This window comes from Pantoea sp. SORGH_AS_0659, assembly GCF_031453915.1.
GTDB classification, from domain to species: Bacteria; Pseudomonadota; Gammaproteobacteria; order Enterobacterales; family Enterobacteriaceae; genus Pantoea; species Pantoea leporis.
In genome coordinates this window covers 704864-730022 of sequence record NZ_JAVJAK010000003.1, presented here as the reverse complement: position 1 = coordinate 730022, position 25159 = coordinate 704864, and the positions used below count along the sequence as shown (strand labels likewise).

At 51.3% G+C, this 25159-nt stretch carries 19 protein-coding genes; 12 read left to right on the top strand and 7 right to left on the bottom strand.

Annotation, left to right across the window (positions count from 1 at the left end; all coding sequences use genetic code 11):
• Positions 1 to 101: 101 nt before the first annotated feature.
• Positions 102 to 2804, top strand: a complete 2703-nt coding sequence (malT, locus tag Q3H59_RS24500) for an HTH-type transcriptional regulator MalT (protein ID WP_192414495.1) — start codon at positions 102 to 104, stop codon at positions 2802 to 2804.
• Positions 2805 to 2824: 20 nt separating this feature from the next.
• Here malT and Q3H59_RS24495 read toward each other — a convergent pair whose 3' ends face one another.
• Positions 2825 to 3658, bottom strand: coding sequence for an MBL fold metallo-hydrolase (locus Q3H59_RS24495; protein WP_405042495.1), 834 nt, complete (start codon positions 3656 to 3658; stop codon positions 2825 to 2827).
• A gap of 138 nt (positions 3659 to 3796) precedes the next feature.
• Here Q3H59_RS24495 and Q3H59_RS24490 point away from each other — a divergent pair, with 138 nt between their 5' ends.
• Positions 3797 to 4675 (top strand): LysR substrate-binding domain-containing protein, encoded by an 879-nt coding sequence (locus Q3H59_RS24490; RefSeq protein WP_309837823.1) that lies wholly within the window; start codon positions 3797 to 3799, stop codon positions 4673 to 4675.
• A 2-nt stretch (positions 4676 to 4677) separates the two neighbouring features.
• Here the strand turns inward: Q3H59_RS24490 and Q3H59_RS24485 are convergent, their stop codons facing one another.
• Positions 4678 to 5214: a GNAT family N-acetyltransferase gene (locus Q3H59_RS24485; RefSeq protein ID WP_309837821.1), complete on the bottom strand. Its 537-nt coding sequence runs from the start codon at positions 5212 to 5214 to the stop codon at positions 4678 to 4680.
• 24 nt (positions 5215 to 5238) lie between these two features.
• Positions 5239 to 6906 carry a kdo(2)-lipid A phosphoethanolamine 7''-transferase gene (gene eptB / locus Q3H59_RS24480; protein WP_309837819.1) on the bottom strand — a complete coding sequence of 556 codons (1668 nt, stop codon included), beginning with the start codon at positions 6904 to 6906 and terminating at the stop codon, positions 5239 to 5241.
• Positions 6907 to 7470: 564 nt separating this feature from the next.
• On the opposite strand from eptB, the gene Q3H59_RS24475 reads away from it, so the two are divergent.
• The gene (locus Q3H59_RS24475; RefSeq protein WP_271460277.1) at positions 7471 to 7974 is read left to right on the top strand and encodes a DUF2569 family protein; all 504 of its coding nucleotides are present in this window, start codon (positions 7471 to 7473) and stop codon (positions 7972 to 7974) included.
• Positions 7975 to 8098: 124 nt separating this feature from the next.
• On the opposite strand, the gene Q3H59_RS24470 is transcribed toward Q3H59_RS24475, so the two are convergent.
• A complete protein-coding gene (locus Q3H59_RS24470) occupies positions 8099 to 9019 on the bottom strand; it encodes a LysR family transcriptional regulator (protein WP_277975252.1) in 921 nt (306 codons plus the stop codon).
• 111 nt (positions 9020 to 9130) lie between these two features.
• On the opposite strand from Q3H59_RS24470, the gene Q3H59_RS24465 reads away from it, so the two are divergent.
• The 6 genes from Q3H59_RS24465 to Q3H59_RS24440 all read left to right on the top strand — a co-directional run bounded on the left by Q3H59_RS24465 (position 9131) and on the right by Q3H59_RS24440 (position 18405).
• Positions 9131 to 10273 carry a M20 family metallopeptidase gene (locus Q3H59_RS24465; RefSeq protein WP_309837816.1) on the top strand — a complete coding sequence of 381 codons (1143 nt, stop codon included), beginning with the start codon at positions 9131 to 9133 and terminating at the stop codon, positions 10271 to 10273.
• Entirely contained in the window at positions 10260 to 11660 is a 1401-nt protein-coding gene (locus tag Q3H59_RS24460) for a Na+/H+ antiporter NhaC family protein (RefSeq protein WP_309837814.1), read from the top strand. Before Q3H59_RS24465 ends, Q3H59_RS24460 begins: the two co-directional genes overlap by 14 nt.
• 302 nt (positions 11661 to 11962) lie before the next feature.
• Positions 11963 to 16528 (top strand): autotransporter outer membrane beta-barrel domain-containing protein, encoded by a 4566-nt coding sequence (locus tag Q3H59_RS24455; protein WP_309837812.1) that lies wholly within the window; start codon positions 11963 to 11965, stop codon positions 16526 to 16528.
• A 134-nt stretch (positions 16529 to 16662) separates the two neighbouring features.
• Positions 16663 to 17256 carry an NAD(P)H-dependent oxidoreductase gene (locus tag Q3H59_RS24450; protein WP_309837810.1) on the top strand — a complete coding sequence of 198 codons (594 nt, stop codon included), beginning with the start codon at positions 16663 to 16665 and terminating at the stop codon, positions 17254 to 17256.
• Positions 17253 to 17828: a TetR/AcrR family transcriptional regulator gene (locus tag Q3H59_RS24445; protein ID WP_309837808.1), complete on the top strand. Its 576-nt coding sequence runs from the start codon at positions 17253 to 17255 to the stop codon at positions 17826 to 17828. Before Q3H59_RS24450 ends, Q3H59_RS24445 begins: the two co-directional genes overlap by 4 nt.
• 28 nt (positions 17829 to 17856) lie before the next feature.
• Positions 17857 to 18405: a pyridoxamine 5'-phosphate oxidase family protein gene (locus tag Q3H59_RS24440; protein WP_309837806.1), complete on the top strand. Its 549-nt coding sequence runs from the start codon at positions 17857 to 17859 to the stop codon at positions 18403 to 18405.
• Here Q3H59_RS24440 and Q3H59_RS24435 read toward each other — a convergent pair whose 3' ends face one another.
• Positions 18406 to 19872, bottom strand: a complete 1467-nt coding sequence (locus Q3H59_RS24435; RefSeq protein ID WP_309837804.1) for an MFS transporter — start codon at positions 19870 to 19872, stop codon at positions 18406 to 18408.
• Positions 19873 to 19988: 116 nt separating this feature from the next.
• Here Q3H59_RS24435 and ftrA point away from each other — a divergent pair, with 116 nt between their 5' ends.
• The gene (gene ftrA, locus Q3H59_RS24430) at positions 19989 to 20993 is read left to right on the top strand and encodes a transcriptional regulator FtrA (RefSeq protein WP_309837802.1); all 1005 of its coding nucleotides are present in this window, start codon (positions 19989 to 19991) and stop codon (positions 20991 to 20993) included.
• Between the two features lie 37 nt (positions 20994 to 21030).
• On the opposite strand, the gene uraH is transcribed toward ftrA, so the two are convergent.
• Both uraH and Q3H59_RS24420 read right to left on the bottom strand, forming a co-directional pair.
• Positions 21031 to 21453, bottom strand: a complete 423-nt coding sequence (uraH, locus tag Q3H59_RS24425; RefSeq protein ID WP_309837801.1) for a hydroxyisourate hydrolase — start codon at positions 21451 to 21453, stop codon at positions 21031 to 21033.
• A 587-nt stretch (positions 21454 to 22040) separates the two neighbouring features.
• Complete coding sequence (locus Q3H59_RS24420) at positions 22041 to 22244, bottom strand: general stress protein (protein WP_064740224.1); 204 nt, start codon at positions 22242 to 22244, stop codon at positions 22041 to 22043.
• Between the two features lie 425 nt (positions 22245 to 22669).
• On the opposite strand from Q3H59_RS24420, the gene Q3H59_RS24415 reads away from it, so the two are divergent.
• Both Q3H59_RS24415 and Q3H59_RS24410 read left to right on the top strand, forming a co-directional pair.
• On the top strand, positions 22670 to 23164 hold the full coding sequence (locus Q3H59_RS24415; RefSeq protein ID WP_222183016.1) for a DUF892 family protein: 495 nt from the start codon (positions 22670 to 22672) through the stop codon (positions 23162 to 23164).
• Between the two features lie 429 nt (positions 23165 to 23593).
• Positions 23594 to 25159: a methyl-accepting chemotaxis protein gene (locus tag Q3H59_RS24410; protein ID WP_309837797.1), complete on the top strand. Its 1566-nt coding sequence runs from the start codon at positions 23594 to 23596 to the stop codon at positions 25157 to 25159.

The window sequence follows — 25159 nt, the reverse complement described above, 5'->3', positions numbered from 1 at the left end:
GGGTTAGCTTGCATTAGGTAAACGAATATCTGAACGTATGTGACTATTAATTACGAAGCGTAAAATAATGATGCGCCACGTTTAGGGAGAAGCGTTTACCGATGTTAATACCCTCCAAACTTAGCCGACCGGTCCGCCTTGAGAACACGGTTGCGCGCGAGCGCCTGATGCAAAAACTCGGCGCGGCGGGCAATTACCGTTTGGTGTTGGTGACTAGTCCGGCGGGATATGGCAAAACCACGCTGATCTCGCAATGGGCGGCGGGGAAAGCCAATCTGGGCTGGTATTCACTGGATGAGGGCGACAATCAGCCTGAACGCTTCGTCGATTACCTCATCGCGGCTCTGCAGCAGGCAACGCAGGGCGGCTGCGCCTCGAGCGAAGCGCTGGCGCAGAAACGGCAGTACATCAATCTGAATGCGCTGTTCGCCCAGTTGTTCAGTGAGCTGGCGGCGTGGCAGCAGCCGATTTGGCTGATCATTGACGATTACCATCACATCACCAATCCCGCGATTCACGACGCGATGCGCTTCTTTTTACGTAACCAGCCGGAAAATGTGACGCTGATTTTGCTGTCACGCAATCTGCCACAGCTCGGCATTGCCAACCTGCGCGTGCGCGAACAGCTGATTGAATTAGGCAGCCAGCAACTGGCCTTTACCCATCATGAAGCCAAACAGTTTTTTGATTGTCGCCTGACGACGCCGCTGGAATCGGAAGAGAGCGGGCGTTTGTGTGATGACGTGGCGGGTTGGGCGACGGCGCTGCAGCTGATCGCGCTCTCGACGCGTCAGGGTGCCAGCTCCGCTCAGGATTCCGCGCGCCGTCTTTCCGGCATTAACGCCAGCCATCTGGCGGATTATCTGGTTGAGGAGGTGCTGAATAACGTGGATAGCGCCACACGACATTTCTTACTGAAAAGCGCGCTGCTGCGATCGATGAACGATACGCTGATCGCCTGCGTAACCGGCGAAGAACAAGGGCAGATGCGGCTGGAAGAGATTGAGCGTCAGGGCCTGTTTTTGCAGCGCATGGATAACTCGGGCGAGTGGTTTAGCTATCATCCGCTGTTTGGCAGTTTTTTGCGTCAGCGCTGTCAGTGGGAACTGGCGGCGGAACTGCCTGCGTTGCATCGCGCGGCGGCTGAAAGCTGGATGCGGCTGGGTTTCCCTGGCGAAGCAATCCATCATGCGCTGGCGGCTGGTGATGCGTTGATGCTGCGCGACGTGCTGCTGCAATACGCCTGGACGCTGTTTAATCAGAGCGAACTCACGCTACTGGAAGATTCTCTCAAGGCGCTGCCGTGGGAAATTCTGCTGGAAAATCCAAAGTTAGTGCTGTTACAGGCGTGGCTGATGCAAAGCCAGCACCGGTTTTCCGAGGTGAGCAGTTTGCTGATGCGCTTTGAGCACTCCTGCAGCGAACAGATTGATGATGTGCTGCGCGGCGAATTCAACGCGCTGCTGGCGCAGGTTTCGATAAATGACGGTAACGCAGAAGAAGCCGAGCGGCTGGCGTTGCTGGCGCTCGATGCGCTGCCGGAAAGCCGTCAATACAGCTGCATCGTGGCGACGTCGGTATTGGGCGAAGTGATGCACTGCAAAGGCGAGCTGAGCAGTTCGCTGAAGCTGATGCGCCAGACCGAGCAGATGGCGCGCCGCGAGGAAGCGTGGAATTACGCGTTGTGGAGCCTGATTCAGCAGAGTGAGATTCTCTTTGCGCAGGGGTTTTTACAGTCCGCATATGAGATACAGGAGCGGGCATTTGTGCTGGTGAAAGAGCAGCATCTGACGCAGTTCCCGATGCATGAATTCCTGCTGCGAATTCGCGCGCAACTGTTGTGGGCGTGGGGCCGACTCGACGAAGCAGAACAGGCGGCGCGCGAAGGGATAAAAGTGCTGAAAGGCTATCAGCCGCAGCAGCAGATTCAGTGCCTCGGTTTGCTGGTGCAGTGTTCGCTGGCGCGCGGCAATCTCGATAATGCGCGCAGTCACTTGAGTCGGCTGGAGAATCTGCTTAACAACGGATCGCTGCATAGCGACTGGATCGCCAATGCCGATAAGGTGAGGGTGATTTTTTGGCAGATGACCGGCGACAGCCAAAGCGCCAGTAGCTGGATGCGCCAGACGGTGAAACCGGAATTTGCCAACAATCACTTCCTGCAAGGGCAGTGGCGCAATGTCGCGCGTGCGCAGATTCTGCTGGGAAATATGAGCCAGGCCGAAGTGGTGCTGGATGAGCTGAATGACAATGCGCGCGCGCTCAACCTGATGAGCGATATGAATCGCAATCTGCTGCTGTTAAATCAAATTTACTGGCAAACCCAGCGCAAAGCGGAAGCGCAGCAGGCGCTGACCGAAGCATTAAAACTGGCGCGTAGCACCGGTTTCGTCAGCCATTTTGTGATTGAAGGTGAAGCGATGGCGCAGCAGCTGCGTCAGCTGATTCAGCTCAACACGCTGGATGAACTCGATAATCATCGCGCCAGACGCATTCTCAGCGAGATTAATAAATATCATCGCCATAAGTTTGCCCATTTTGACGAGGGCTTTGTTAGCCGCCTGATTAATCATCCCGATGTGCCGGAACTGATTCGCACCAGCCCGCTAACCCAACGCGAATGGCAGGTTTTGGGGCTGATCTATTCAGGATACAGCAACGACCAAATTGCTGGCGAGCTGGATGTCGCTGCTACTACCATCAAAACGCATATCCGCAATCTGTACCAAAAATTGGGCGTAACGCACCGCGCGGAAGCGATGAATCAGGCGCAGTCGATGCTGCGGATGATGGGGTATGTTTAAGGCGGACACCGGCTCGCGGTTCAGACATATTCCAGAAAATAATGTCCCTCTGAAGGGGAGCGGATATAGGCAAACCCAGACACGCCCAAGTGCATACCTGCAATCAATAGGTTTTCTCGTGAAGCGCGCTCAAGAATTGCTCTTCGTGTTTGCTCTGCCTGGTCAGGATCGTAATCAAAGGCGATTGAAACTTGCGGATGGGCAATTTGAATATGCGGATAATGCGTAATATCACCCCAAATCAGTAATTTTTCATCGCGGGAATCTATCAGGTAGCCGCTGTGACCAGGCGTATGTCCCGGTAGGCTGACTGCGGTGATATCTTCAGCAATCGCTGTTTCTTCCGTAAATCGAACAGTTGAATAAGCTTCGAACGTGCGACGAAACAGCGAACCATTCATCAGTGCGCGTTCACTCAGGCTAGTTAATTTTTCATTATCCAGCCAGAAGTTTGCTTCTGCTTTGCTAATGTAGAGTGCTGCATTTCGGTAAGCGGGTCGCCCATTCTCACCCAGCAGACCGCCAATATGATCGGGATGCGCGTGGGTCAACAACACAGTATCAACCTCGTCAGGCATGATGCCGGATAAAAGGAGGTTTCGTCTTAATTCTCCACCGATATGATTGAGGTTTCCCATACCCGAATCGATCAATATTATTCGTCCCGCTCCACGGATGAGATAGCTATTAATTTGGATATCATCTGCTGCTTTTATTCCGGCTTGTTGCTGTATATTTACCGCTGCTTCAGGTTCTATTCCAGATAACAGACTCAGGCTGGCTTTCATCACGCCATCACTAAGCGCAGTGACCTTATAATTGCCGATATCCCTTGTGCTGAATACGTTCGTCAAAATTACCTCGTCAAATGTAGATATTAAAATAGAAGATGACTCTGTTTGCTTAATTAAACGTCGCATTACTTAAGATGTTGCGGCAATATTTATTGTGTGGCTATCATCATTCTCGACTGAGTTGTGACCGGAAAAGTTATGGACATTAAGTTATTGCGCTCTTTTGCTCTCGTCGCCGAACTCGAGCACATCGGTCAGGCAGCTGAGAAGTTGCATATTTCAGCATCCCCCTTAAGCCGCCAAATTCAGCAACTGGAAGATGAGTTAGGTGTGGCACTTTTTCATCGGGAAAAGAAACGCCTCTATCTCAGCGCCGAGGGCAAGCAGTTCCTGACAGAAGTGAAGGCATTGCTTTTGCACCATGATCGTCTGAATGGACTGGGTAAAAGTTTGAAGAATGGTCAGTCAGGCAGGCTTGATATTGGCTATGTCGAAGCGGCCATTCACTCACTTCTACTTCCTGAAAGCCTTGCCCGGTTAAATTGCTCGTCAAAAGTTGATATACAGCTCCATGCCTTACGCTCACAGGCACAAATCGATGCGCTAGCGAATCATGCGCTGGATCTGGCACTGGTTTATAACGAGCCGGAAGAGGATGACGGTTTTGCCTTTCAAAGCGTGTTAGTTGAGCCGGTGGTGCTGGCTATGCCAATAGAACAGGCAATTAGGGATCCCAAACCTGAGCAGTTACACATGATGCGCTGGATCGCCGATAAGCAAAGTCTAAATACGGCAGTGTCCAACCGCTTGCTTGAGGTGTGTGAAGGGAGTGGGTTCACGCCTGATATTCAGCTTGAGGTTAGCGGACCACTGGCGGCGCTCTCCTGTGTTGAAGCAGGGCTGGGATTTACCTTTATTCAGCGAAGTCTTGCGCGGCTTGCTTCGTCGTCTGTCATTGTTGTTGAAGTCCCCTGGCTGGCGCTGTATGTGAATCTCTATGCGGTATGGCGGAGAAATGAGGCCAAACCGCTGGTCAGCCGCTTACTGACGGCATTGAGGGAACACGTTCCCTCTTGATGTTAATGTGATAGCCACTCTTCGCGGGTCAATTCCCACAATTCATAATCGAGAACACCCGCGACATACTCTTTTTTGCCGGTTTCTATCAGACGCATGCCGGATTTACGTGAGATCTTCACTGAGCCTGTATTCACCGCCGCTTTTGGCACACGTAATACGTCGCGGCCCAGCGTTTTAAACCAGAAATCATTCACGGCGTTGCAGGCTTCACTCATATAGCCACGTTGCTGCCACTCAGGTACCAGCCAAAATCCGCGGTTATCATTTTCTGCATCGCGCAGTTCGATCAGACCGATCAATTCCTCAGGCTTCTCCTGACGTCTGATACTCCAGCACCAACCTCGACCTTCCTTAACGGCGGGCAACACCACGTTATCAACGTAATTCTGTGCGGCACCTTCAGGATAAGGCCAGGGCACGGCAGCATTGAGATAACGCACTATCTCCCAGCGCGGAAAGGCGATTTGCATCGCCTGCCCATCACCGCTTTCCAGGGGCTTCAGGATTAATCGTTGCGTTTTGATTTCTGGCGTCATAGTTCCTCCCTAAGAAACGTCACTTTACTTCTGAAGAGTAGAATGATCGCACCAGTTTCGCATTGAATTAATTCCGCCATCTGGTGAGGTAAAGCCAGCGCAGCCTAATATCGAGTCGAATAACTTCTCATGGAATACCGGCGTTTTGTCGTTCTGCAATTGCTGCAGTTTGGCAAATGACGCTTTGTTATTACTGTCACTTAAAAACTTATCGGATGCCCAAACCATAATTGGCACCGTGCGCTGCGCCATCGGCGCATGATCGCGTGGCGTGCCGTGGAAATGCAGATTGTCGGAAATCGATTCTCCGTGATCGGAGGCATAAAACACGATGGCATTTTTATCTTTCAGGCTATCGAACGTCTGCTTAAGAAAATAATCGGTATACAAAAGACTATTATCGTAAGAGTTGATCATCTCCTGCGTGCTGCAGGCATCATCAATGCCCTGACACTCCGGTGTGTAACGCGCGAATGCCCGTGGATAGCGTTCGGTATACATATAATGTGAACCTTTGGTGTGAAGAATTACAATATGTTTACCCTGCGGATGGCGCTGAATGGAGTCCTGCAGTTCATTAATTAACGCCATATCATCCACCGGCTTACCGACATTACGCTTCTCCGCCTGAATAGATTCGCGCATTGAATAACTGTCGGCCATGACTTTGTTATAGAACCAGGCTTCGCTCTGCATGGAATAGAGATCTTCCGAGAAACCTTGCTTCTTCATCACAGTAAAGACATTCATCTCTTTCAGGGTGCGCTGCGGAGCTTCTGAGGCGCCGCCTTCTCTGACAAACATACAGCGCAGCGAGAGCTTGGTTGAGGTATCACAGGAATAACCCTGCAAGTGAACGAGGTTTTTTTCGTGATCGAGATAAGGTGTGTTGTCGCGATCGTAACCGTATAAACCCATATGATCGCGGCGGGCACTTTCACCAATCACAAATACGATATACAAGTTATCCGCATTTTTCGGTGGGACGTATTTAAAGTGTTCAGCGGGATCGTATAGATTACGGTTGTCTTCAGCCTGACTGAATGAACTGTATGCCAGCAAGCCAACGCCTGATAACCAGTTAGACGGTGAATAAGTGCCGGCAACAATGCCACCGTAGCTGGCCATCATGCGGTTATTTTTCTTGTCCTGTTCATCCTGCACCTTGCCCATCAAATTCAATGGTAACCAGCAACCCAATGCGGCAATCACAATGGCGATAGTTTTATAAGACCAATAACGCCTTTTGCTGATATTTGAAACGGGTTTACTGCGCATTCCGCGCCAGATTAGCCACAGTGGAATGACGTTGATAATTACCATCCACAGCACAAAGTGCCAACCCACCGATTCCTTAGAAAGATCCAGTGAATCGGTGGCTAAAACGGCGGCGATGATTCCATAACCAATATCAATATTAAAGAAAATCATGTAATAACTGGCCGCGCTGGAGAAAATCACCAGCATGGTCATCAATACACGCGACAGATATTTTCCGGTTAATGAGGTTAACAACGTTAACAGCATCACCAAACAAAACGCAGCGATGACCTCAGTCACTAATGAAAGGGTATTATCAAACTGCAGTTGCGTATAGCGGCGGATAAAAATCGGAATGTTAAGCAGTACGCCAATATAGAGCGAAATAAACGCCGGTAGATAAAACTGTTTAACCCAACCCTTTATAAACATGTGTTCCCCGTTCTTATAATAGACAACTCAATCACTTGCCTGAAAATTGACAACCTTTAGTGAGAGGGTGGATTTGGGTAACAGTTCAATCGTTGCTGGGCATAAAGTATGTTATAATGTAACAATCTTGCTGAAGTGTTCATATCTCTCCCAGAAAGCTGCTAATCAGTACAGCTAAAATCGTGATTCTTAATAACCATTTTTCTAATCACTAAACGTGTCAACCATGACCCTTTGTACAACTGATGCCGAGTCAACGATTATAATTACCGGATATTTGTGTTAGGGGGGTTTTTTCTGGTTTCTAAAAATAAATAATCAGGAAGATGGTATTTTATAAGTGTTTTAAGAAAATCCTGATATTAATTATGGTATTATGTGTATATGTCATAACTTAAAAATGACAACCGATTGTGCTTGGTGTTTTTATAAATACGCTAAAAAAGATACTTGTTGCAAAATGCAAGGAGGCAACAAAGTCTAATGAATTAGCTATAAAGATCAAGTCGATTAAAAATATTCATCAAATTTCACTGTCATTTAATAATATTTAAAGGTTTAATCATGAAATGGGGTTGCATTAAGTGTGGAGAAGAAATACCGCAGGACAGGGAGTTTTGCACAGGATGTGAAGAAATACAATTTAGAAAAATTGGCGGCCTCCTTTACATACCTTTTGTAGGATTGATAATTTCAGCTATCTCGTACCTGTTGAATATAAATGAGGCTTTTAAGGCAATTATAGAGAATTATCGATCTATAGATATAAATGCTAAGGTGTTTTTTATTTCTTCTCTTACAATTTATGTAGTGATGTTTTTATTTGCGGCGTTCACACTATCACAATTCTTAAAAAGAAAGAAGTTGCTCCCTAATTTATATATTTCATTTTTGATCGCTATAATTATAACATTGTCGATTAATACCTACACGCTCTATGTGCTAATTCCTGGCGTCAAAATTGGGTATGATGAATTGGTTCCTATCTTCCGCAGTTTAATATCAGCATTGATATGGATCCCGTACTTCACCGTGTCTGTTCGGGTAAAGAGGACCTTCATAAAGTAGTAAATCGCCACGGGTTTAACAGACACCTCAGAGTCATTTAAGATGGCTCTGAGGTGTTTATGAGCGGTAAGCGTTATCCTTAAGAGTTCAAAATTGATTAGATTTGTAATCAAATAAGCAGCGATTAAACCGCTCCCGCCGTACCTTCAAAAAACGTCACCAGCAATTGCCATAAATGCTGCGCGGCGGGCGTGAAGCGGTGATCGGCGCTGCGTAATAAGTGGCATTGGCTTTCACGGGCGATGCGATGGTGAATCGGCACGGCGACTAAGTTCTTAGCGATGAGGTCGTCTTTAACCACTTTGGCGGTCATAAACGCGATGCCCATGCCGGCCTGGCTTAAGGCGATGGCGCTGGAAAACAGATTACAGCTATAAGCCGGGCTGAATATAAATCCTTCCTGACTGAACATGGCATTCATATAACTTTGAATGCCAAAATTTTTGTCCATGCCAATTAATGAATAATTGACCAGTTCGGCCACCTCAATTTGCGGGAATTCCGCGATGGGGTGTTGGCTGTGCACCACTGCGCAGATGGGTCCGCGGTGAAAACTCAAACACTTCAGGCCAGGCGGACCAATCGGGCCAAAACCCACCGCCATATCAACGTCGCCTTTGGCAATCAGCGAAACGGTGGTTTGCATATCGCCCGACAGGATATCGATAAACACGTCCGGATAAGTTTGCGAAAACGGCTGTAACACATGCCTTACAACTTCATCCACCATGCCCTGCCCGACGCGTAATTTGATTGAGCCGCCGCGCTTATGGCGCAGATCTTTTAACTGACGATCCAACTGGCTGCGCCGTTGATGGGTGTGCGCGTAATCTTCAGCCAATAACTTTCCAGCTTCGGTCAGAACCACATTACGGCCACGTCGCTCTAACAGCGGCAATTGCATCTCCCGCGCCAGTTGCGATAACTGACGGCTGATGGCGGCGGGATCAACATCCAGGGCTTCCGCCGCGCGACGAATACCGCCGTAATTGCCCACTTCATACAGATACCTTATGGATTTTTCTGGATAGAGCAGCATCGCCATAGGTTTTTCCTATCTGTTGATCTGAGGTCAACAATAATAGCCTTTTATCTCCATTTTTTAAGCGCATTTTTATCTCCATACTCGAAGATTCACTATGCGAGGGCAGTACAAATGAAAACTATAAAAAATTACCTGCAACAACATGCCGATGAAATTCTTCTGGATATCAAGGAATTGGTCGCAGCGGAATCTCCATCAATGAACAAAGCCGCCGTGGATCGTTGTGGCGAAGTCTTACAAGCGCTGTTTGCCAAACGTTTGGGCGTGGTAGCAGAGATTGATGAGCAACCGCATTACGGCAATCACCTGAAATTCACGCTGGGAAGCGGTGACGAGCAAACCGTGTTACTCGGGCATTTCGATACCGTCTGGGATGAAGGCGAGTTGGTGATGCGTGAAGAAGACGGCAAGCTTTACGGCCCTGGTGTGCTGGATATGAAGGCCGGTCTGGTGCAAGCCATCTGGGGAGTACGCGCGTTGCAACAGCACGATTTACTGGCGGGCAAACGCATCGTGTTTCTCTGCGGCAGCGATGAAGAAGTGGGTAGTCCAAGCTCCAGCGCCTGGTTATCGCAGCACGCTTTGGGATCGGCGCAAGTGCTGGTGGTTGAGCCTGCGGTGGCGGGATCGGGCGCACTGAAAACAGCGCGCAAAGGTACCGGACAATATGAAATCACCCTCAACGGATTAGCGGCGCACGCCGGGAACAATCCCGAAGAGGGCATCAGCGCGGTACAAGAAATGGCGCATCAGATCATGTTCTTGCACAGCTTAAACGCGCCAGAGCGCGGCACCACCGTCAATGTGGGAATCGCGCGGGGTGGCAACCGCATCAATGTGGTGGCGGATAAAGCAGTATTAGGCATTGATACGCGCGTCACCAGCGAAGCAGAAGCAGATCGCATTCACGCCGAGATTAGCCAGATCACACCCCATTTATCCGGCATCACGTTGCATATCAGCGGCGCACAATCGCGCCCGCCGATGCGTCAAACGCCGGAGTCGTTGCTGCTGATGGATCGCGCGCAGCAGGTTGCCTTACAGCTTGGTTTCGAGGTGGAAGGCAAAGCGGTTGGCGGCGGCAGCGACGGCAATTTCACTGCTGCGTTGGGCATTCCAACCTTGGATGGTTTGGGCGCAACCGGCGCAGGTATTCATGCACGTCATGAACATATCATTATTGCCGATATTGCTCCGCGCGCGGCGTTGGTGGCGGGATTGATCCTCGGAGGTGATGCGCATGTCTCAGGTTAATGTTGAGAAAAATACGCTGCGGCAACCGCCAGCAGCGAAAACCGAGCAAAGTCCTTATCTGCTGCTGTTTATTATTTTGGTGCTGGCGGCGGTGGCAACCTGGATTATTCCGGCGGGCAAGTTTGACCATGAAACCCGCAATGGCATCACTTTTGCCATCAAGGGAAGTTTGCATGAAGTCGCGCGTTCGGGCGTTTATCCCGGCGAAATCTTCATGGCGATTGTGCAAGGGGTGATCAAAGCCGCGCCGATCATTTTCCTGATTCTGTTTACCGGCGGGTTATTAGCCGTTATCGAATCGACCGGTGCTATTGCCACGGCGCTTAATTCACTGTCGCGCAGTACCAAAATAAGCGATACGCGCATTATCATCATTTTTGGTGTGATATTCGCCATTCTCGGCACCACCGGCGTGGTGCAAAACTCGGTAGTGGCGTTTGTGCCGATTGGTTTATTAGTGGCGCGATCGTTGGGTTTATCGCCAATGATTGGTATGGCGCTGGTGTATTTAACCTGTGCGGCGGGTTTTAACGTTGCGGTATTAGGTCCAGCTACCACCGGATTAACCCAACATCTGGCGCAGTTACCGCTGTTTTCCGGCATGTTGTTGCGCGGCATCACCTGTTTATTGTTCGTGTTAACGGTGATGACCTATTTGATTATCTCGGTGAAACGCGCGCGAAATAATGGTGAAGTGCGAATAGAACAAACTGCGCAGAATGACGAATCACTGGCGATTACTGGTCGGCATAAACTGATTCTGCTCACCTGCGCCGCAACGCTGATTGTATTTATGATTGGCACGGTGCAATTGCATTGGGCCACCAATGAAATGTCGGCGATGTTTATTATTCTGTCGATTATGGTCGGCATGATGGGTCGCATGTCGGGTTCTGCCATTGCCAACACCTTCCTTACGGGTTGCTCGCAATTGGTAAAAGGCGGCTTCATTGTGGGTATGGCTGGCGCGATTTCCGTGGTGTTGCAACAGGGCAATATTCTTGATCCTATTGTTGGCTTCCTGTCTGATTTACTGGCACCGGTTCATCCCGCCATTGCGGCGGTGGGCATGTTCATTAGCGCGGCGTTAATGCATTTCAGTATTTCATCCGGTTCCGGTGAATCCGCTTTGCTGATCCCGATCTTCTCGCCGCTCGGCGATAACCTCGGTTTAACCCGTCAGGTGACGGTGCAAACGGTGTTGCTGGGTGAAGGTATCGTCAACTCCATCAGCCCAACTTCTGGCGTGTTAATGGCAGCCTTGGCCACCGCTAATATCTCTTTCAGCAAATGGATTAAATTCGTTGCGCCGGTAGTGGCGATTTGGTTTGCCATTTGTGTTGTCACCTTATTAATTGGTGTGGCGATCAACTGGGGGCCATTCTAATAAATCGTAAGAAGCCACTTAATGGTGGCTTCTTTTTTTTATATTGTTGTTAACACGATCAACATCCTTTCCGCTATTTCAGTCCCACGAATAATTGCATTCAATCCCCGGCCTTTTCTTAAAGTTATCTCATCATCGCTATTTGGCTTAAGTCGCGCTGGAACTGTCTCGCTTAAAGTGATGTTATTGCCGCGTCGCAGAATTTCTTTACGTTCAATTACACAAATTAATAATAGCCAAACCCATTGCTGGCGATGTCTTTACGCATCGCGGCAGCGTTGCACGCTTCTCTGGAGTGAACGATGATGTTTCGATTGCATCCGCTGTTTATTAGCCTTATTGCCGCTTACGGTGTGTTTAATCCGGCTTCGCCAGTTTGGGCGGCGACGCTTCAGCCTTTTACGCCGGAATTAAATGACAACCGCGCCGGCGTGTTTTGTATTTGCAATGGCTCGACTCAAACTTTAAGTGGCAATCAGCAGTTTGCGCCCGGTCAGGACGGCGGTGGCACCATATCCATCGGAGAATTGCTCAGCAGCGGCAGAATTATTTCGTATTCCTGGCAAGATTCAGGTCGCGTCGATCTGGGCGCGCAGAATTATGTGATTAACGTGCCGGACGCCAATGGCAGCGGCAATAATAGCGTGCAGGTGTATAATTCCGCTGCGATTAGCGCCATTGAAACCAATACCTTGTCGAATTTTTATAACGTTAATAATGGGCAATATATCAACGCGCGCGTTGCGCAGGTCAGCAATGGCACCATCAATGTTGATATCGGGCAGAAGGGCGCTGCGACCACCGCCAGCACCAACGGCTGGTCGATGGCGGCGAAACAGAGCGAATTGTTTACTGCCAGCGGCAGCGGCACCATGAACTGGAACTCCGCCAACCGCATCTCCTTTTTTGGCTCCTACACGCCTTACACCTATCAACTGGGGCAATGGTTCGACAATGTGGTCTCCTGGCGCGGCGCGTTTAGCGTCACCACGCTGGACAATGCCACCACTTCATTCAACGTTTCCAACGTCAGCAGCTTGCAGAGTTACAACAATTGGCTGATTGAGCAATTGCAAAACGGCAATCTGGCCGCCGATAGCTACAGCAGCGAGTTTAATAAAGCGCTCTCCTTGCGCAGCGATGTCATCGCCTATGTGATCGATGCCGATGAATACTACGACGAAGTGACGCAGCCGATTGGCGAACGCATTGTGTTAAGCGCTGATGGCCCCAATGCCAGGGCAACCATTGGTAGCAGCGGCATACTGGAAATGGTAAATGCCAGCAGCGCGGCGATGCGCGCCAGCAACGGCGCGACGGCGGTGATTGACGGCAAACTGGCCAGCGTTGGCAGCAACGCACTGGAACTGTTGAACGGTAGCACCGGCACCAACAACGGTGTCATAAACAGCGGCTTTTTCAATAATGCCGATGGCAACGGCGTCGATGCCTCGACCGTTGGTGCGGATGGCACCGGCGTGTATGCCAACGGTGGCAGCCGCTTCACCAATAATGGCGTGATCAATACCGCGATTAACAGCACCGGCATCCGTCTCGAGGATGCCAGCGGTGCGAATAACGGCACCATCAATGTGAAGGGCAAGGGCTCGACGGGCGTTGCCGTTTCGGGCAGCCAGGCCAATTTTGCCCAGAACGGCAGAATCAATTTGTACGGCGAAAATACGGTTGGTGTTGATGTGCGCGATGACGCCAGATTAACTATCAGCGATGCCAGTTCACTGCATTTTTACGCGCCGAATCAAACCGGTTATCAAGCCACCAACTATGCGCACATCGATAGCCACGGCGGCAGTTATGATGTCTCCACGCCAGGTTCGGCGCTGTATCGCCTGAGTGATGGCGTGATCTTTAATCCGGTGGTGGCTGCCGACGTGACGATGAGCGGTGCCAACACACGCGGCATTGTCGCTTCAGGTGCCGGTTCACGACTTTACGGCACCACCTTGTACGGCACCGACAGCTATCACGTTAACGGCGAAGGGGCGATTGCGGTTCAGAGCTCGGAGGGTGCAGACGTGACCATCACCAACCCGATTGAGCTGAACGGCAACAATACCATTGCGGGCACCGGGCAAGGTGGATTCTTCGCCAACGTGGCGCCGATCACCGGCAACGGAACCAACGCCACTGCCTTTGATATCCGCGACGGTGTGATCTATCAGTCAACGCCGCGCGGCACCATAAATCTCAGCGGGCCAAACAGCATCGGCGTGCGTATTCGCGGCGGCGGAAATATCTTTGATGGAGCCAGCTCCAACATAGCCTCGGGTATCGCGCTGGATACCGCCGAAGGCAATACCGTTTATTGGACCGATCACAGCGGATTGAGTGCGGGCGGCATTGCTGCGGTGCGCGTTGGCAATAACGGCGGCCTAACGATTAATGGTGATACCGCCGGGCCGAATTTTTACTACAGCACCATCAACGCCAATGCTGGCGCAGACACCATCTTACTGGATAAAGGCGCAGCATCGTTAAGCGCCAGCAACATCGGACTCTACAATTCTGGCGGCGGCAGCGTGCTCAACAACCGCGCGGAAACCAGCAATATTTCGCTGCAAGATGTCGGGATGAACACCGATGGCGGCACGTTAATTCGCTCCGCGACTTCATTCGATCCTAATGGTTACATGCTCGGTACGGTCAGCGGTGCAGGCGCGACAGGTTATGTGTTTAGCAAAGAAGATGGTTCTACCACCAGCAACGATTTGATCATCCCACAAGGTTACAGCTTCTTTGTCTATGGTCCGGCAACCGGCGTGCGCGCCAACACCACCGGGCGGGTGATCGCCAACGGTAACATCATCGTTAACAGTTCCGATGGCGGCTCGGCGATTGTCACCAGCACCGCCAGCGAGGTGATCAACCGCGGCACCATCGTTTCGCTCAGCCTGGTTTCGCCAATTATCGATCTGCGTGGCGGCAACTCCGTATTTATCAATGAAGGCAACGTCACCGCGCCTTACCCGGAAACGGTAGTGGTTGCTGGTGGCGCCACCAATGACCAGATCGCGCTGGTCGATGGCAACGTGGTGGGCGATGTGAACACCGGCAACGGCACCGACGTGGTCGAACTCACCGGCGGAACCATTGACGGCAGCGTGACGATGGGAACCGGTGTTAACAATGTGGCTTCGATCGCCAACGTCAGTCTGGCAAACACGCGTCACATCACTATCGCAGGCGGCAGCGGCAGCACGCTGAACTTTAGTGAGATTAACGCGCGCGGGGGCTCGTTCAGCAACGATGATCTGGCGCGCGGCGTTAACCTCGGCGCAGGCTGGAGCACCATCAACTTCTACAACACGCAATTTACCCTTACCGATAATCTCAAACTGGCACACAGCACCATCAACGTGGATAGCGGCTCAACGCTGTTTGTCGGCGATCAGGTCAATCCGGTTTTGTCGGGCGAGACTGACGATTCGTTGGTGGTGAATAACGCCGGTACGTTGAATCTCACCAACGGCAGCGGCGCGGCGGGCAACACGTTGACCATCAACGGTGATTTGGCGTCGGCGGGCGGCAAGCTGGCGTTGCGGACGCAGGGCGCGCAAAGCGACACTTTACGCGTTAACGGCAACGTGACCGGCACTACCTTTATCAATGATGCGCTGAGTGCTGCCACGCTGGCGGATAGCAATCGAGATGGCGTGATCTCCGCCAATGAAGGCGTTTCTCTGGTGCAGGTTGCTGGTAGCGCCAGCGCCAATAGCTTCGCGCTGCAACGGGGTTATGTCGCGGCAGGGCCGTGGCAATACGGGCTTTATAGCTTTGCCCCCGAGAATGGCAATACAACCTGGGATTATCGTCTGGCCAATAACTACGTTTGTAAAGATAGTTCCCTTTGTCAGCCGCAGACAGCAGGCAGCGGCGCGCTGCGCCCGGCGGTCATTCCACAGCTTCCTTCGTACATTTCGGCGCCGGTCGGATTGGCGTATTACACCCTGGCAACCATTGGTGATTTACATCAACGCCTGGGCGAATTGCGGCAGAATCCAGACGGATCAGCGGAAATGTTCATCCGTTATTCCGGCTCCAACCAGAAGTACAAAACTAACCTTGATACGGCGCATTACGGTTACGACTTTGACCTCGATTACAGCGCGGTGCAGTTTGGCGGCAACCTACTGCGGTTGGACGGCGAGCAAGATAGTCTACGCGGCGGCCTGGCTTACACGCGCGGCAATGCGCGCATCCGACCGAATGCAGCTGATGGTTACAGCTCAACAGATTTCGACAGCGACAGCCTGGCGATTTACGGCACCTGGCAGCGCGCAAGTGGCTTCTATCTGGATGGCGCGCTTTCACTCGATTGGCATCGTGGCGACACCGATATCGCCCGACAAAAAGAGGTGGCGAAGTTGAAAGGCAAAGGCTGGACCGCATCGCTGGAGAGTGGTTATCCGTTTCAGTTGGCGAACGGCATTCGTCTTGAGCCGCAAGCGCAACTGCTGCATCTGCATTTGAAGTTGGATGACTTCACCGACGACGATCAAACCCAAGTCTCTTACGACGATTATGACCAAACCATTGGCCGCGTCGGCGCACGTCTGGCACGGACCTGGAACGATAGCGGCAGCGGGCAATATACGCCGTATCTGCGCACTAACTACTATCGCGGTTGGGGCGGCACGGCGAAAGTGGATGTTGGTGCCAGTAACAGCGAGGTTAGCGATAACTTCAACAGCGGCAAGTTCGGCCAGATGTGGGATGCCGGCATCGGCGGCAATGCGGCTTTCACCAACAATGTCTCGCTGTATGCCGAAGCCAATTACCGCAAAGAGATCGACGGCAACGGCGTGCAAGGCTGGAATTACAACGCGGGCGTACGCTGGGTGTTTTGATAAAACGGTTACCCTCACAAGCCCGCCGGTTTAGTTGACGGCGGGCTTTTTTACCTGTTACGAACGCAGTAAAATTGACAACCTACCAATGGTAAGTTACTACTAGTAGCTTACTCATAACGGAGGTTGTCGCTATGCATGCTCTGATCGTTACTGCTCATCCGGACCAACATTCACACACGCACCACATCGTCTCGCAGGTGGCACAAGGAATTGCTGCTGGTGGCCACAGCTATGAAATTGCCGATCTGGCGGCGGAGCAGTTCGATCCGCGCTTCAATCAGGCCGATTTCGATCAGTTCAAAAGTGGTGCGCCATCGCCGACAGATGTGTTGGCGGAACAGCAACGCCTGGATCGCGCCGATGCATTGATTCTGGTTTATCCCATCTATTGGTGGTCGTTTCCGGCGCAGCTGAAAGGCTGGATCGATCGCGTTTTCACCCAAGGTTGGGCGTACGATGATGATGGCCAAACTGTGGTGAAAAAGCTCGGCCATTTGCAGGTGCATTTGCTGGCGCTGGGCGCGGCGAGCCAGCGCACCTATGTGCGTCGGGGCTATTTCAGCAGCATGCGCACGCAGATCGATGAGGGGATTTTTGGCTATTGCGGCGCGCCGGTGGTGATCAGCGAATTGCTGCTGCCAACCGATGAACATTATCCCGACGCGCATTACACGCTGGCAAACCAACTCGGACAGCGACTTTTTGACGTGAAGGAAATGGCATGAATCAACCCACTCGCCAGCGCATGTCACATCAGGCACGTCGTCAGCAACTAATTGGCGTGGCGTGGAATCTGGTGCGCGAGCAGGGCAGCGATGCGCTGACGTTAGGACGCGTGGGGGAAGAAGCGGGCGTCAGTAAACCGGTGGTCTACGATCATTTTGGTACGCGCCACGGTCTGCTCGCGGCGCTGTATGAAGATTTTGATCTGCGCCAGAACGCGATTATCGAGGCGGCGATGCATGCTGCCGGTGCCAGCCTTGCCGAGCGGGCTAATGTGGTGGCGTCGAGTTACGTCGATTGCGTGTTAACGCAGGGACGTGAAATTCCCGATGTGCTGTCGGCGCTCGATAGCACGCCGGAACTGGCGGAAGTGAAACGTAAATATCAGCTCGATTTCATTGAAAAATTCCGCAGCTGGTTTGCGGAGGCAGCGTTGCCGCAAGCCAGCATGTGGGGAATGTTAGGCGCCGCCGATGCGATTTCCCATGCGGTGGTGTGCGGTGACATCAGCCAACAGCAAGGATTAGCCGAACTTCAGGCGCTGATTCTGGCGCTGGTGGAACGTCACCAGTAACCTTTTATCCAGCCAACAGGAACAACAGATGTCATTACGCGAGATTGATAGCGATTGCTGGCAACAACTGGAAACCGGCGCAAGCGATCCCGATGCCGGTTTTCACTTCTTAACGCTCGCGTCGGTTGATCAACAGGGCAAGCCGCAGGCAAGGACGCTGGTGCTGCGCGCGGTTGACCGCGTCGAACGCACGCTGGAGTTGCACACCGATATGCGCAGCCCGAAATGGCAGGCGCTGGCGGTTAATTCAGACGTTACGGTTCTGGGATACAGCGCAAAAACGCAGCTGCGGTTGCAGGGAACGGTTGAGCTGCACGCCGCACACAGCGCAGTAGCTGAAGCGGCGTGGCAACGATTATCGCGCCGGACGCAGCAAACCTATGCTGGCGCTGCGCCGGGAAGTGACATTGACCACCAATCCAATGATGTCGCTAACGCCGAGGATAATTTTGGCGTGTTGCTAATCCGAATTACCCAACTGGATTGGTGCCTGCTGGCGCGGGAAGATAATCAAAGAGCGTTGCTGAATTACACCGACGACGGCGCGCTAGTCAGCAGCAAATGGGTGCATCCGTAGCTAAGGCGTGCATTGTTGCTGCGCCTTGCGACGAACGTTAAACAGCAGAAAACTCGCCAGCGCCAATCCCCAAACGCCCGCCGCGCCATACAAAAGCACGTCGGAAAAACCGTCGGTGAGCACCTGCGCGGCAATATCGTGGTTCAATGAAACCTCGCCGCCGCCGGCGATGCGCTCGGCTAGCGAATGCACATCACTTTGTCCCGGCATAATGCGTTGCAAACTCGCCGCAATGCCCGCCACCAGCAAACTGCCCATCAGCGCGATATTGATGGCAAGCGTAATCAGGCGCGCGCTGATATCAATCCCCGACGCCATGCCAACGCGATTCCCCGGCACCGATCCGGTTGTGGTGTTGGTCACTGGCGTGTTGGTCAGTCCAAGCGCCATTCCAGCGAGCAGCGCGCCCGGCAGTAAACTCATCTGCTGCGCCACGGCGAACTTCATCAACATAAAGCCCGCGCCGATGGTGAATAATCCCAGCGGAATCATGCGCGCCGCGCCAAAGCGCACCACCAGTTTCTCGCCCAGCGGCGGCATCAGTAAGGTTGGTAAAGTGTAAGCCAGCAGCGCCAAACCGGTTGCCATGCTGCTGTAGCCAAGGCCGCTTTGATAATAGACCGGCAAATAAATCATCAGCGGCCAGAAGCTGAAGTTCATGCCAATCGAACCCATCAATGCCCCGGAAAAGGCGCGGATACGGAACACGGAGAAATCAAACATCGGATGTGGATGGCGCTTCTCAATCCATATAAACAGCAGCGCGCTCAGCAGTGTAACCAGCAAAATCAGTTGTGCCGCGACGCTGTTCCAGCCGAGGCTGCTGCCCTGCGTAATGAGATAGGTGGCGCCGACCACGCTGAGCGATAAGGTAATCAGGCCGCTGAGATCGAGCTTTTGGGCTTCAGCATCGCGCGATTCCACCACATTTTTCAGCGCGAGGATCAGCGTCAGCAACGCGATAAATCCATGTACCAGAAACACCCATTGCCAGCTAAACCAGGCGACCAGTATGCCGCCGATGATCGGCCCGAATCCCAGCCCAAAGCCAAAGGTAATGCCCCACGCGGCGAACGCACGGCTGCGCGCTTTGCCCTGCGGAAACTGGAACGACAGAATGGCAATCAGGCAGGTTAACATCGCGCCACCGCTCAATCCTTGCAGCAAACGTCCGACAATCAGCCACAGCGCATTGCCCGCCAGTCCGCACATCACCGATGTCACGCCGAAGGCGATGATGCTGATGATGAAGATGCGCTTGCGTCCATAAGTGTCGGCCAGCGTGCCGGTGGCCATTAACACTGCGGTGCAGGCCAGCGTATAGGCGTTCATGATCCACTGCAGTTCGCGGAAGCTGGCGTGCATCTCCCTTTCCAGCACCGGTAAAATCACCGGTACGCTGGATATCTCCAGTCCCGACATCAATGCGGCCAGACAAACCGCCATCAGCGCCAACATGTTCTTCATACTCAATCCCTGCGATTCGTTAAGAGCGTGCCAGCATGAAAGATTGGCGTGCGAGTGGAAATCTGCCTGCATGCCATATATCGTCAAGATCGTGCCAATTTCTCCGGTGACCTTAAATGCAAATGATTGCTCCGCTTCATGGCCGTTCACCTGCACCGTTCAACCGCCGACTGGTTTTGCTGGCGTATGAATGTCTGTGTACCTTTGAGTTCGGCATCGCTGTTGAGGCTTTCGGGCGCGCCGACGAAGTGTTCGGCCAGCCTTTGTATGATTTGAGCGTCGCGTCGGTGGAAGAGGGCGTATTCGGCGCGCAAGGTGGCGTGCGGCTGGTGGTCGACGGCGGACTTGAGCTGCTGGAAGAGGCGGGCACCATCGTAATTCCCGGCTGGCGCAGCTTACATGAACCGGCATCGGATCAACTTATCGCCGCGTTACAAAAAGCACATCGCAACGGCACGCGTATTGTTTCGATCTGTGCAGGCAGTTTCGTGTTGGGCGCTGCCGGATTGCTGAATGGCAAGCGCGCGACCGCGCACTGGAACAGCACCGAGATTCTGGCGCAACGCTTCCCGCAGGTGCAGGTTGAGCACGGTATGATTTATGTTGATGAGGGCAGCATCATTACGTCAGCGGGTGGCGCAGCGGGTGTGGATTTGTGTCTGCATCTGATTCGCCGCGATTATGGTATTGAAGTGGCAAACCGCACCGCGCGTCGCATGGTGACGCCGCCGCTGCGCGAAGGCAATCAGGCGCAGTTGGTTCAGCAGCCGGTGCCGCAGCGCGCGGCAAAAAATCTTTCGCCGTTACTTGATGATTTGCGTAATCACCTCAATACGCCATTGGTTATTGATCAACTCGCCAGGCAAGCTGGCATGAGCCGCCGCACCTTTTTACGCCGTTTCCATGACGCTACCGGCACCACGCCGGGAGAATGGATGTTGAGCATGCGGCTGGAAAAAGCTTGCGCACTGCTGGAGAGCGGCAAGCTGAGCATTGATCAGGTTGCTGAACAGGCGGGATTTGGAGCGCCAGAAACCTTACGTCATCACTTCAGACAGCGGCTCAACACTACGCCGACTCATTGGCGCAAGTCATTTAGTGAAAGAGGGATAACACAGTAGTTTCCGTGGGTCGCCATTGATGGCGACCGTTTTACATTTAATTCCCGCGATAAGTCGAATAACCAAACGGGCTCAACAGCAGCGGAATATGGTAGTGCTCGCCGTTGCTTTCCATATTGAACTCGACCGGAATTTCCGGGAAGAAGGTTTTCTGGTTGTTCATTTTGTAATAGTCACCGGTTTTAAACACCACGCGATAGCTGCCTGCGCTGGCGGTTTCATCTTCCGGGAATAGCGCGCTAATCCTGCCGTTGCTGTCGGTTTTGCCGCTGGCTAATTTCACCCAGTTATTGTTCTGTTTCTGATCGAGTTCAACCTCAATACCCGCTGTCGGCGAGCCTGTTTGCAAGTTCAAAACATGTACGCTGAGCGGATTTTTTGGTGCTGCCGGTTGTGCTGCTCCCGCTGACAGGCTGGTCGCAATCAGGATGGCGCTGGCTGAGGTAAAGAGAGTTTTCATTAAAATATCCTTTTTAAGCAGGTGAATGTGCTGCAATCCTGGATGCTTCGACAACAAAATCATAATTGATAAGACTAAATGTGAAATTTCTGAGATCTGACGAGCAATCTACCAAGTGCTGACATCTTAGCGGGCATTGATGCAAACCTGGTTGCCATGAAGAGCGAGCATACGTAATGCAGGTGATTGTTGTCGTCACTCCCTCAGTGCAAATGACGGTTAGTTAAATTACCAGCGAGCGGCAGCTACGCTAATCCACCTCCGATTATTCTGAGTCATCTGTCAGAATTCTTCTCTAAAAGTTGTACCAGTTTAAGTAACATGTACATATATAATTTTGAGTCAGGCATTTATTATTAGCTTGCAAATGTAATTTTGTGGTTAATAAGCGAAGGGTAAAGCCTGGATAAGCGAAGCGGTAAATAAATTGAAGTTGATCAAGAAATAATCGATTATACGGATTTTTAGCTGGAAATAACCCTCCTGACATGGATAAATCTGTATTTAAGCGAAGCGTAAATACAGTATCAGGAGAGTGTTGTGCAGAAGTAAAATGATGTTAGATGTTTATTCTTTTGGGAAGAATGTTATTTGCGTCGGCTGATTTTCCCTCCTTTTCTTCCTGCTTCAATGGCGCGCTCCGGGTCGTTTTTGAAGTTACCGCTGCTAGCCTGACCGCCTTTGCGCCCGGCTTCAGCCGCGCGTTCCTTGTTCTCTGCGAAGTTGCCTGCACCACCACGACGTTGCGGCTTTTTTTCTTCCTCATCGGGTAGCTTCTTAGCGTCCGTCATTGGTTCTCCTCTTTTTTAAATACCAACATGATGCAAAATAAATGTAGTGCCATTTTTTCCAGTTTCAAGCCTGGGTTTCTCGTAAGTCTTAATTCTAAGAGGCTTGCTTATGTTACTTCCAGTTAAATTTTCACTTCTCTCTAAATGTAACTACCATTAGTTACTTGCTTAAGATTTTTAACATTAAAAAGAAAGCTTCTCTAGCCAGATAATAAGCGAAGCGGTAAGCACATTTACTTATAACCTCAATCGCAATTCTTGCGCACATTACTTGCAGCTTGACGCTTGCTTGCTACGTTTAATTAATCTTCTTGTTTAGCCTAAATTAACGCTTCGCTTATTTTGCTCAATTAGCCTAAATGAGCTGATGTCATACCCATCAGGCAGCTAACTGTCGATGTTCTTCTCACTACCGGAGCAAATTGATGACCAAGGAATTTGTATATCTGGATTGGTTGCGCGATGCGCATGCGATGGAAAAACATGCAGAGCCTTTGCTGCAGGCAGCTACGCTGCGGCTGGAGGAGTTCCCGCTGTTGCAGGCACGTATGAAGCAATATGCACAACAAACCGCTGAACAGCAGCAGTGGGTGAAAGACGTTTTGAAACGCTACGACAGTAACTGGTCAGCGCTGAAAGACGCGTTAGGACGATTGTCGATCGTTGGGCAAGCCGCGAGCGATATGTTGCGCAATGAAGAGGGCGTGCGCATTGCGGTGAGTAGCTACGTGTTCTGTAACTATAAAGTGGCAACCTACACCGCATTACTGGCCGCAGCGCAGCAGGCGGCGGACAGCAAAGGCATTAAGACTTTCCAGCTGATCCTGCAACATGAAATCCAGATGGCAGATTGGCTTCTCCATCAGCTGCCGGACGTGGCGAATGAGGCCATTTTGCATAGCGCGGTAGCCGCAGTCTGACGGATAACTATAAGCGGTCGGCAGCCTTGCTCTGCTGACCGCTAAATTTGGCTTGCAGGTTAAACGCTACAGAGAAACTAACTGTTTTCCCTTAGTCAAATTGCTGCAAATAATAAAATCAGGATCATTCTTTGCTATTTGTTAGCCTGGCGAGAACCTTTATTCTAAATTAAGTAAAAAAACCAGGCTTAGAATTTTATGTTATTCCCTATCAGTAAATGGAACTGATCAATGAAATCGATTTCAGCAAAATAACACTCCGCGTCTGATATTTGAAATGTGACCCTATCAATCATCGTCTCTAATGTTAATGAAATTGCTGACGATAACAGCAGAGATGCTGCCGATTAACGCCCGGAGCCTCTTCTGTTTTTTAAAACAACATTATTGTCTTCACTACTTTTCAATCAAAATCATTGAGGTTTCTAAATGGACGTAGTTCAAAGATTTTCACGTAATGTAAAGTTGCGAACCAAACTTACAATATCCTCTATGCTCAATATCGCGATGCTACTTTTAGTGGCGTTACTCGGATTAAATTCGCTGTTCTTAGCGGAAACCGGCGTTAATGGCATGATGAAAGACGATTACCCGACTATTGCATTGGGCAACCGATTAATTGATGAGATCAACGTAACGGTGCAGCAGCAGGCGCTGCTGCTGAGCCCGATTGATGCGCAACGCCGGACAACGATTCAGAGCAATCTTCAGGATGCCTCGAAGAAAATTACCGAAACCTATAAGCAGTTAAATAAGCTGGCTTCCGATGATGAATCAATCGCATTTCTCAAGCGCGTGGAAGTGAGGCGAGCAGAGTTCCTTAAAGAGCGAAATGTATTCTTCGATTTAGTGAATAGTGATGTGACAAAAGCAGTGAATTTCTATTTTTCTACGCTTGCCTTAGCGCAAAGAAATTATATCGATGAAGTTGAGGGATTTATTACCCTGCAAGAGCAGCAAATGGATGGATCCTATAATAATTTTATGGCGTCATACGGCAAAACGAAAATTTCCATGCTGATTATTTTTGTGGTGGCTATTTTACTTTCAGCATTTATTGGCTGGATTATTATCCGCTCGATTACCGTGCCATTGAAAAAAGTGATCACCTTTCTTGGTCGAGTGGCGGATGGCGATCTCAGTTCTGATTTTCATGAACAGCGAAAGGATGAAATGGGGCAGTTAATTAACGCCATCCAGCAGATGCAGGAAAAGATGTCTGATATTGTCAGCCATATTCGCATTAGCGCAGAACAGATTTCCGGCGGCGCCAGCGAAATCATGTCGGGCACCAACGATCTCGCGGCGCGTACGGAAGAGCAGGCCAGCTCGGTAGAGCAAACGGCGGCCTCGGTGGAGGAGTTCAGTGCCACCATTAGCAACACGCGTAATAATACCCACGTTGCCGCCGATCTCTCCGCTAAGGCGGAAACCACGGTAGGACGTAATGCCAGCATGATGGACAACGTCGCCAGCAAAATGGCCGAAATCAATGATTCTGCCAGCCGCATGGCGGAGATCATCAACCTGATCGATTCCATTGCTTTCCAGACCAATATTCTGGCGCTCAATGCTGCGGTAGAAGCCGCACGCGCGGGTGAACATGGTCGCGGTTTTGCCGTGGTGGCGCAGGAAGTGCGCGCGCTGGCGCAGAAAACCGCCACCTCATCGCATGAGATCCGTAATTTGATTGAGGAGTCGTCCACGCGTATTGCCGATGGGCGCGATATGGTGACGGATGCCAATAAATTGATGAACGGCATGATGTCCAACGTGGCTGAGATGAAAGAGTTGTTGGTGCAGATCAATCAGGCTAGCAGCGAGCAGGCAGACGGCATCAGCCAAATCAACACCGCGATTAGCCAGATTGATATCACTACGCAGCAGAATGCGTCGCTGGTGGAACAATCGCTGGCGGCGTCGGCGATGCTGAGCGAGCAGGCGGCGAATATGGTGAATAGCGTGAGCGTGTTTACGCTGCGTCAAACCGCTTAA

Coding starts and splice junctions, on each gene's coding strand:
- malT (WP_192414495.1), top strand. CDS start 102: ATGTTAATACCCTCCAAACTTAGCCGACCGGTCCGCCTTGAGAACACG.
- Q3H59_RS24490 (WP_309837823.1), top strand. CDS start 3,797: ATGGACATTAAGTTATTGCGCTCTTTTGCTCTCGTCGCCGAACTCGAG.
- Q3H59_RS24485 (WP_309837821.1), bottom strand. CDS start 5,214: ATGACGCCAGAAATCAAAACGCAACGATTAATCCTGAAGCCCCTGGAA.
- eptB (WP_309837819.1), bottom strand. CDS start 6,906: ATGTTTATAAAGGGTTGGGTTAAACAGTTTTATCTACCGGCGTTTATT.
- Q3H59_RS24475 (WP_271460277.1), top strand. CDS start 7,471: ATGAAATGGGGTTGCATTAAGTGTGGAGAAGAAATACCGCAGGACAGG.
- Q3H59_RS24470 (WP_277975252.1), bottom strand. CDS start 9,019: ATGGCGATGCTGCTCTATCCAGAAAAATCCATAAGGTATCTGTATGAA.
- Q3H59_RS24465 (WP_309837816.1), top strand. CDS start 9,131: ATGAAAACTATAAAAAATTACCTGCAACAACATGCCGATGAAATTCTT.
- Q3H59_RS24460 (WP_309837814.1), top strand. CDS start 10,260: ATGTCTCAGGTTAATGTTGAGAAAAATACGCTGCGGCAACCGCCAGCA.
- Q3H59_RS24455 (WP_309837812.1), top strand. CDS start 11,963: ATGATGTTTCGATTGCATCCGCTGTTTATTAGCCTTATTGCCGCTTAC.
- Q3H59_RS24450 (WP_309837810.1), top strand. CDS start 16,663: ATGCATGCTCTGATCGTTACTGCTCATCCGGACCAACATTCACACACG.
- Q3H59_RS24445 (WP_309837808.1), top strand. CDS start 17,253: ATGAATCAACCCACTCGCCAGCGCATGTCACATCAGGCACGTCGTCAG.
- Q3H59_RS24440 (WP_309837806.1), top strand. CDS start 17,857: ATGTCATTACGCGAGATTGATAGCGATTGCTGGCAACAACTGGAAACC.
- Q3H59_RS24435 (WP_309837804.1), bottom strand. CDS start 19,872: ATGAAGAACATGTTGGCGCTGATGGCGGTTTGTCTGGCCGCATTGATG.
- ftrA (WP_309837802.1), top strand. CDS start 19,989: ATGCAAATGATTGCTCCGCTTCATGGCCGTTCACCTGCACCGTTCAAC.
- uraH (WP_309837801.1), bottom strand. CDS start 21,453: ATGAAAACTCTCTTTACCTCAGCCAGCGCCATCCTGATTGCGACCAGC.
- Q3H59_RS24420 (WP_064740224.1), bottom strand. CDS start 22,244: ATGACGGACGCTAAGAAGCTACCCGATGAGGAAGAAAAAAAGCCGCAA.
- Q3H59_RS24415 (WP_222183016.1), top strand. CDS start 22,670: ATGACCAAGGAATTTGTATATCTGGATTGGTTGCGCGATGCGCATGCG.
- Q3H59_RS24410 (WP_309837797.1), top strand. CDS start 23,594: ATGGACGTAGTTCAAAGATTTTCACGTAATGTAAAGTTGCGAACCAAA.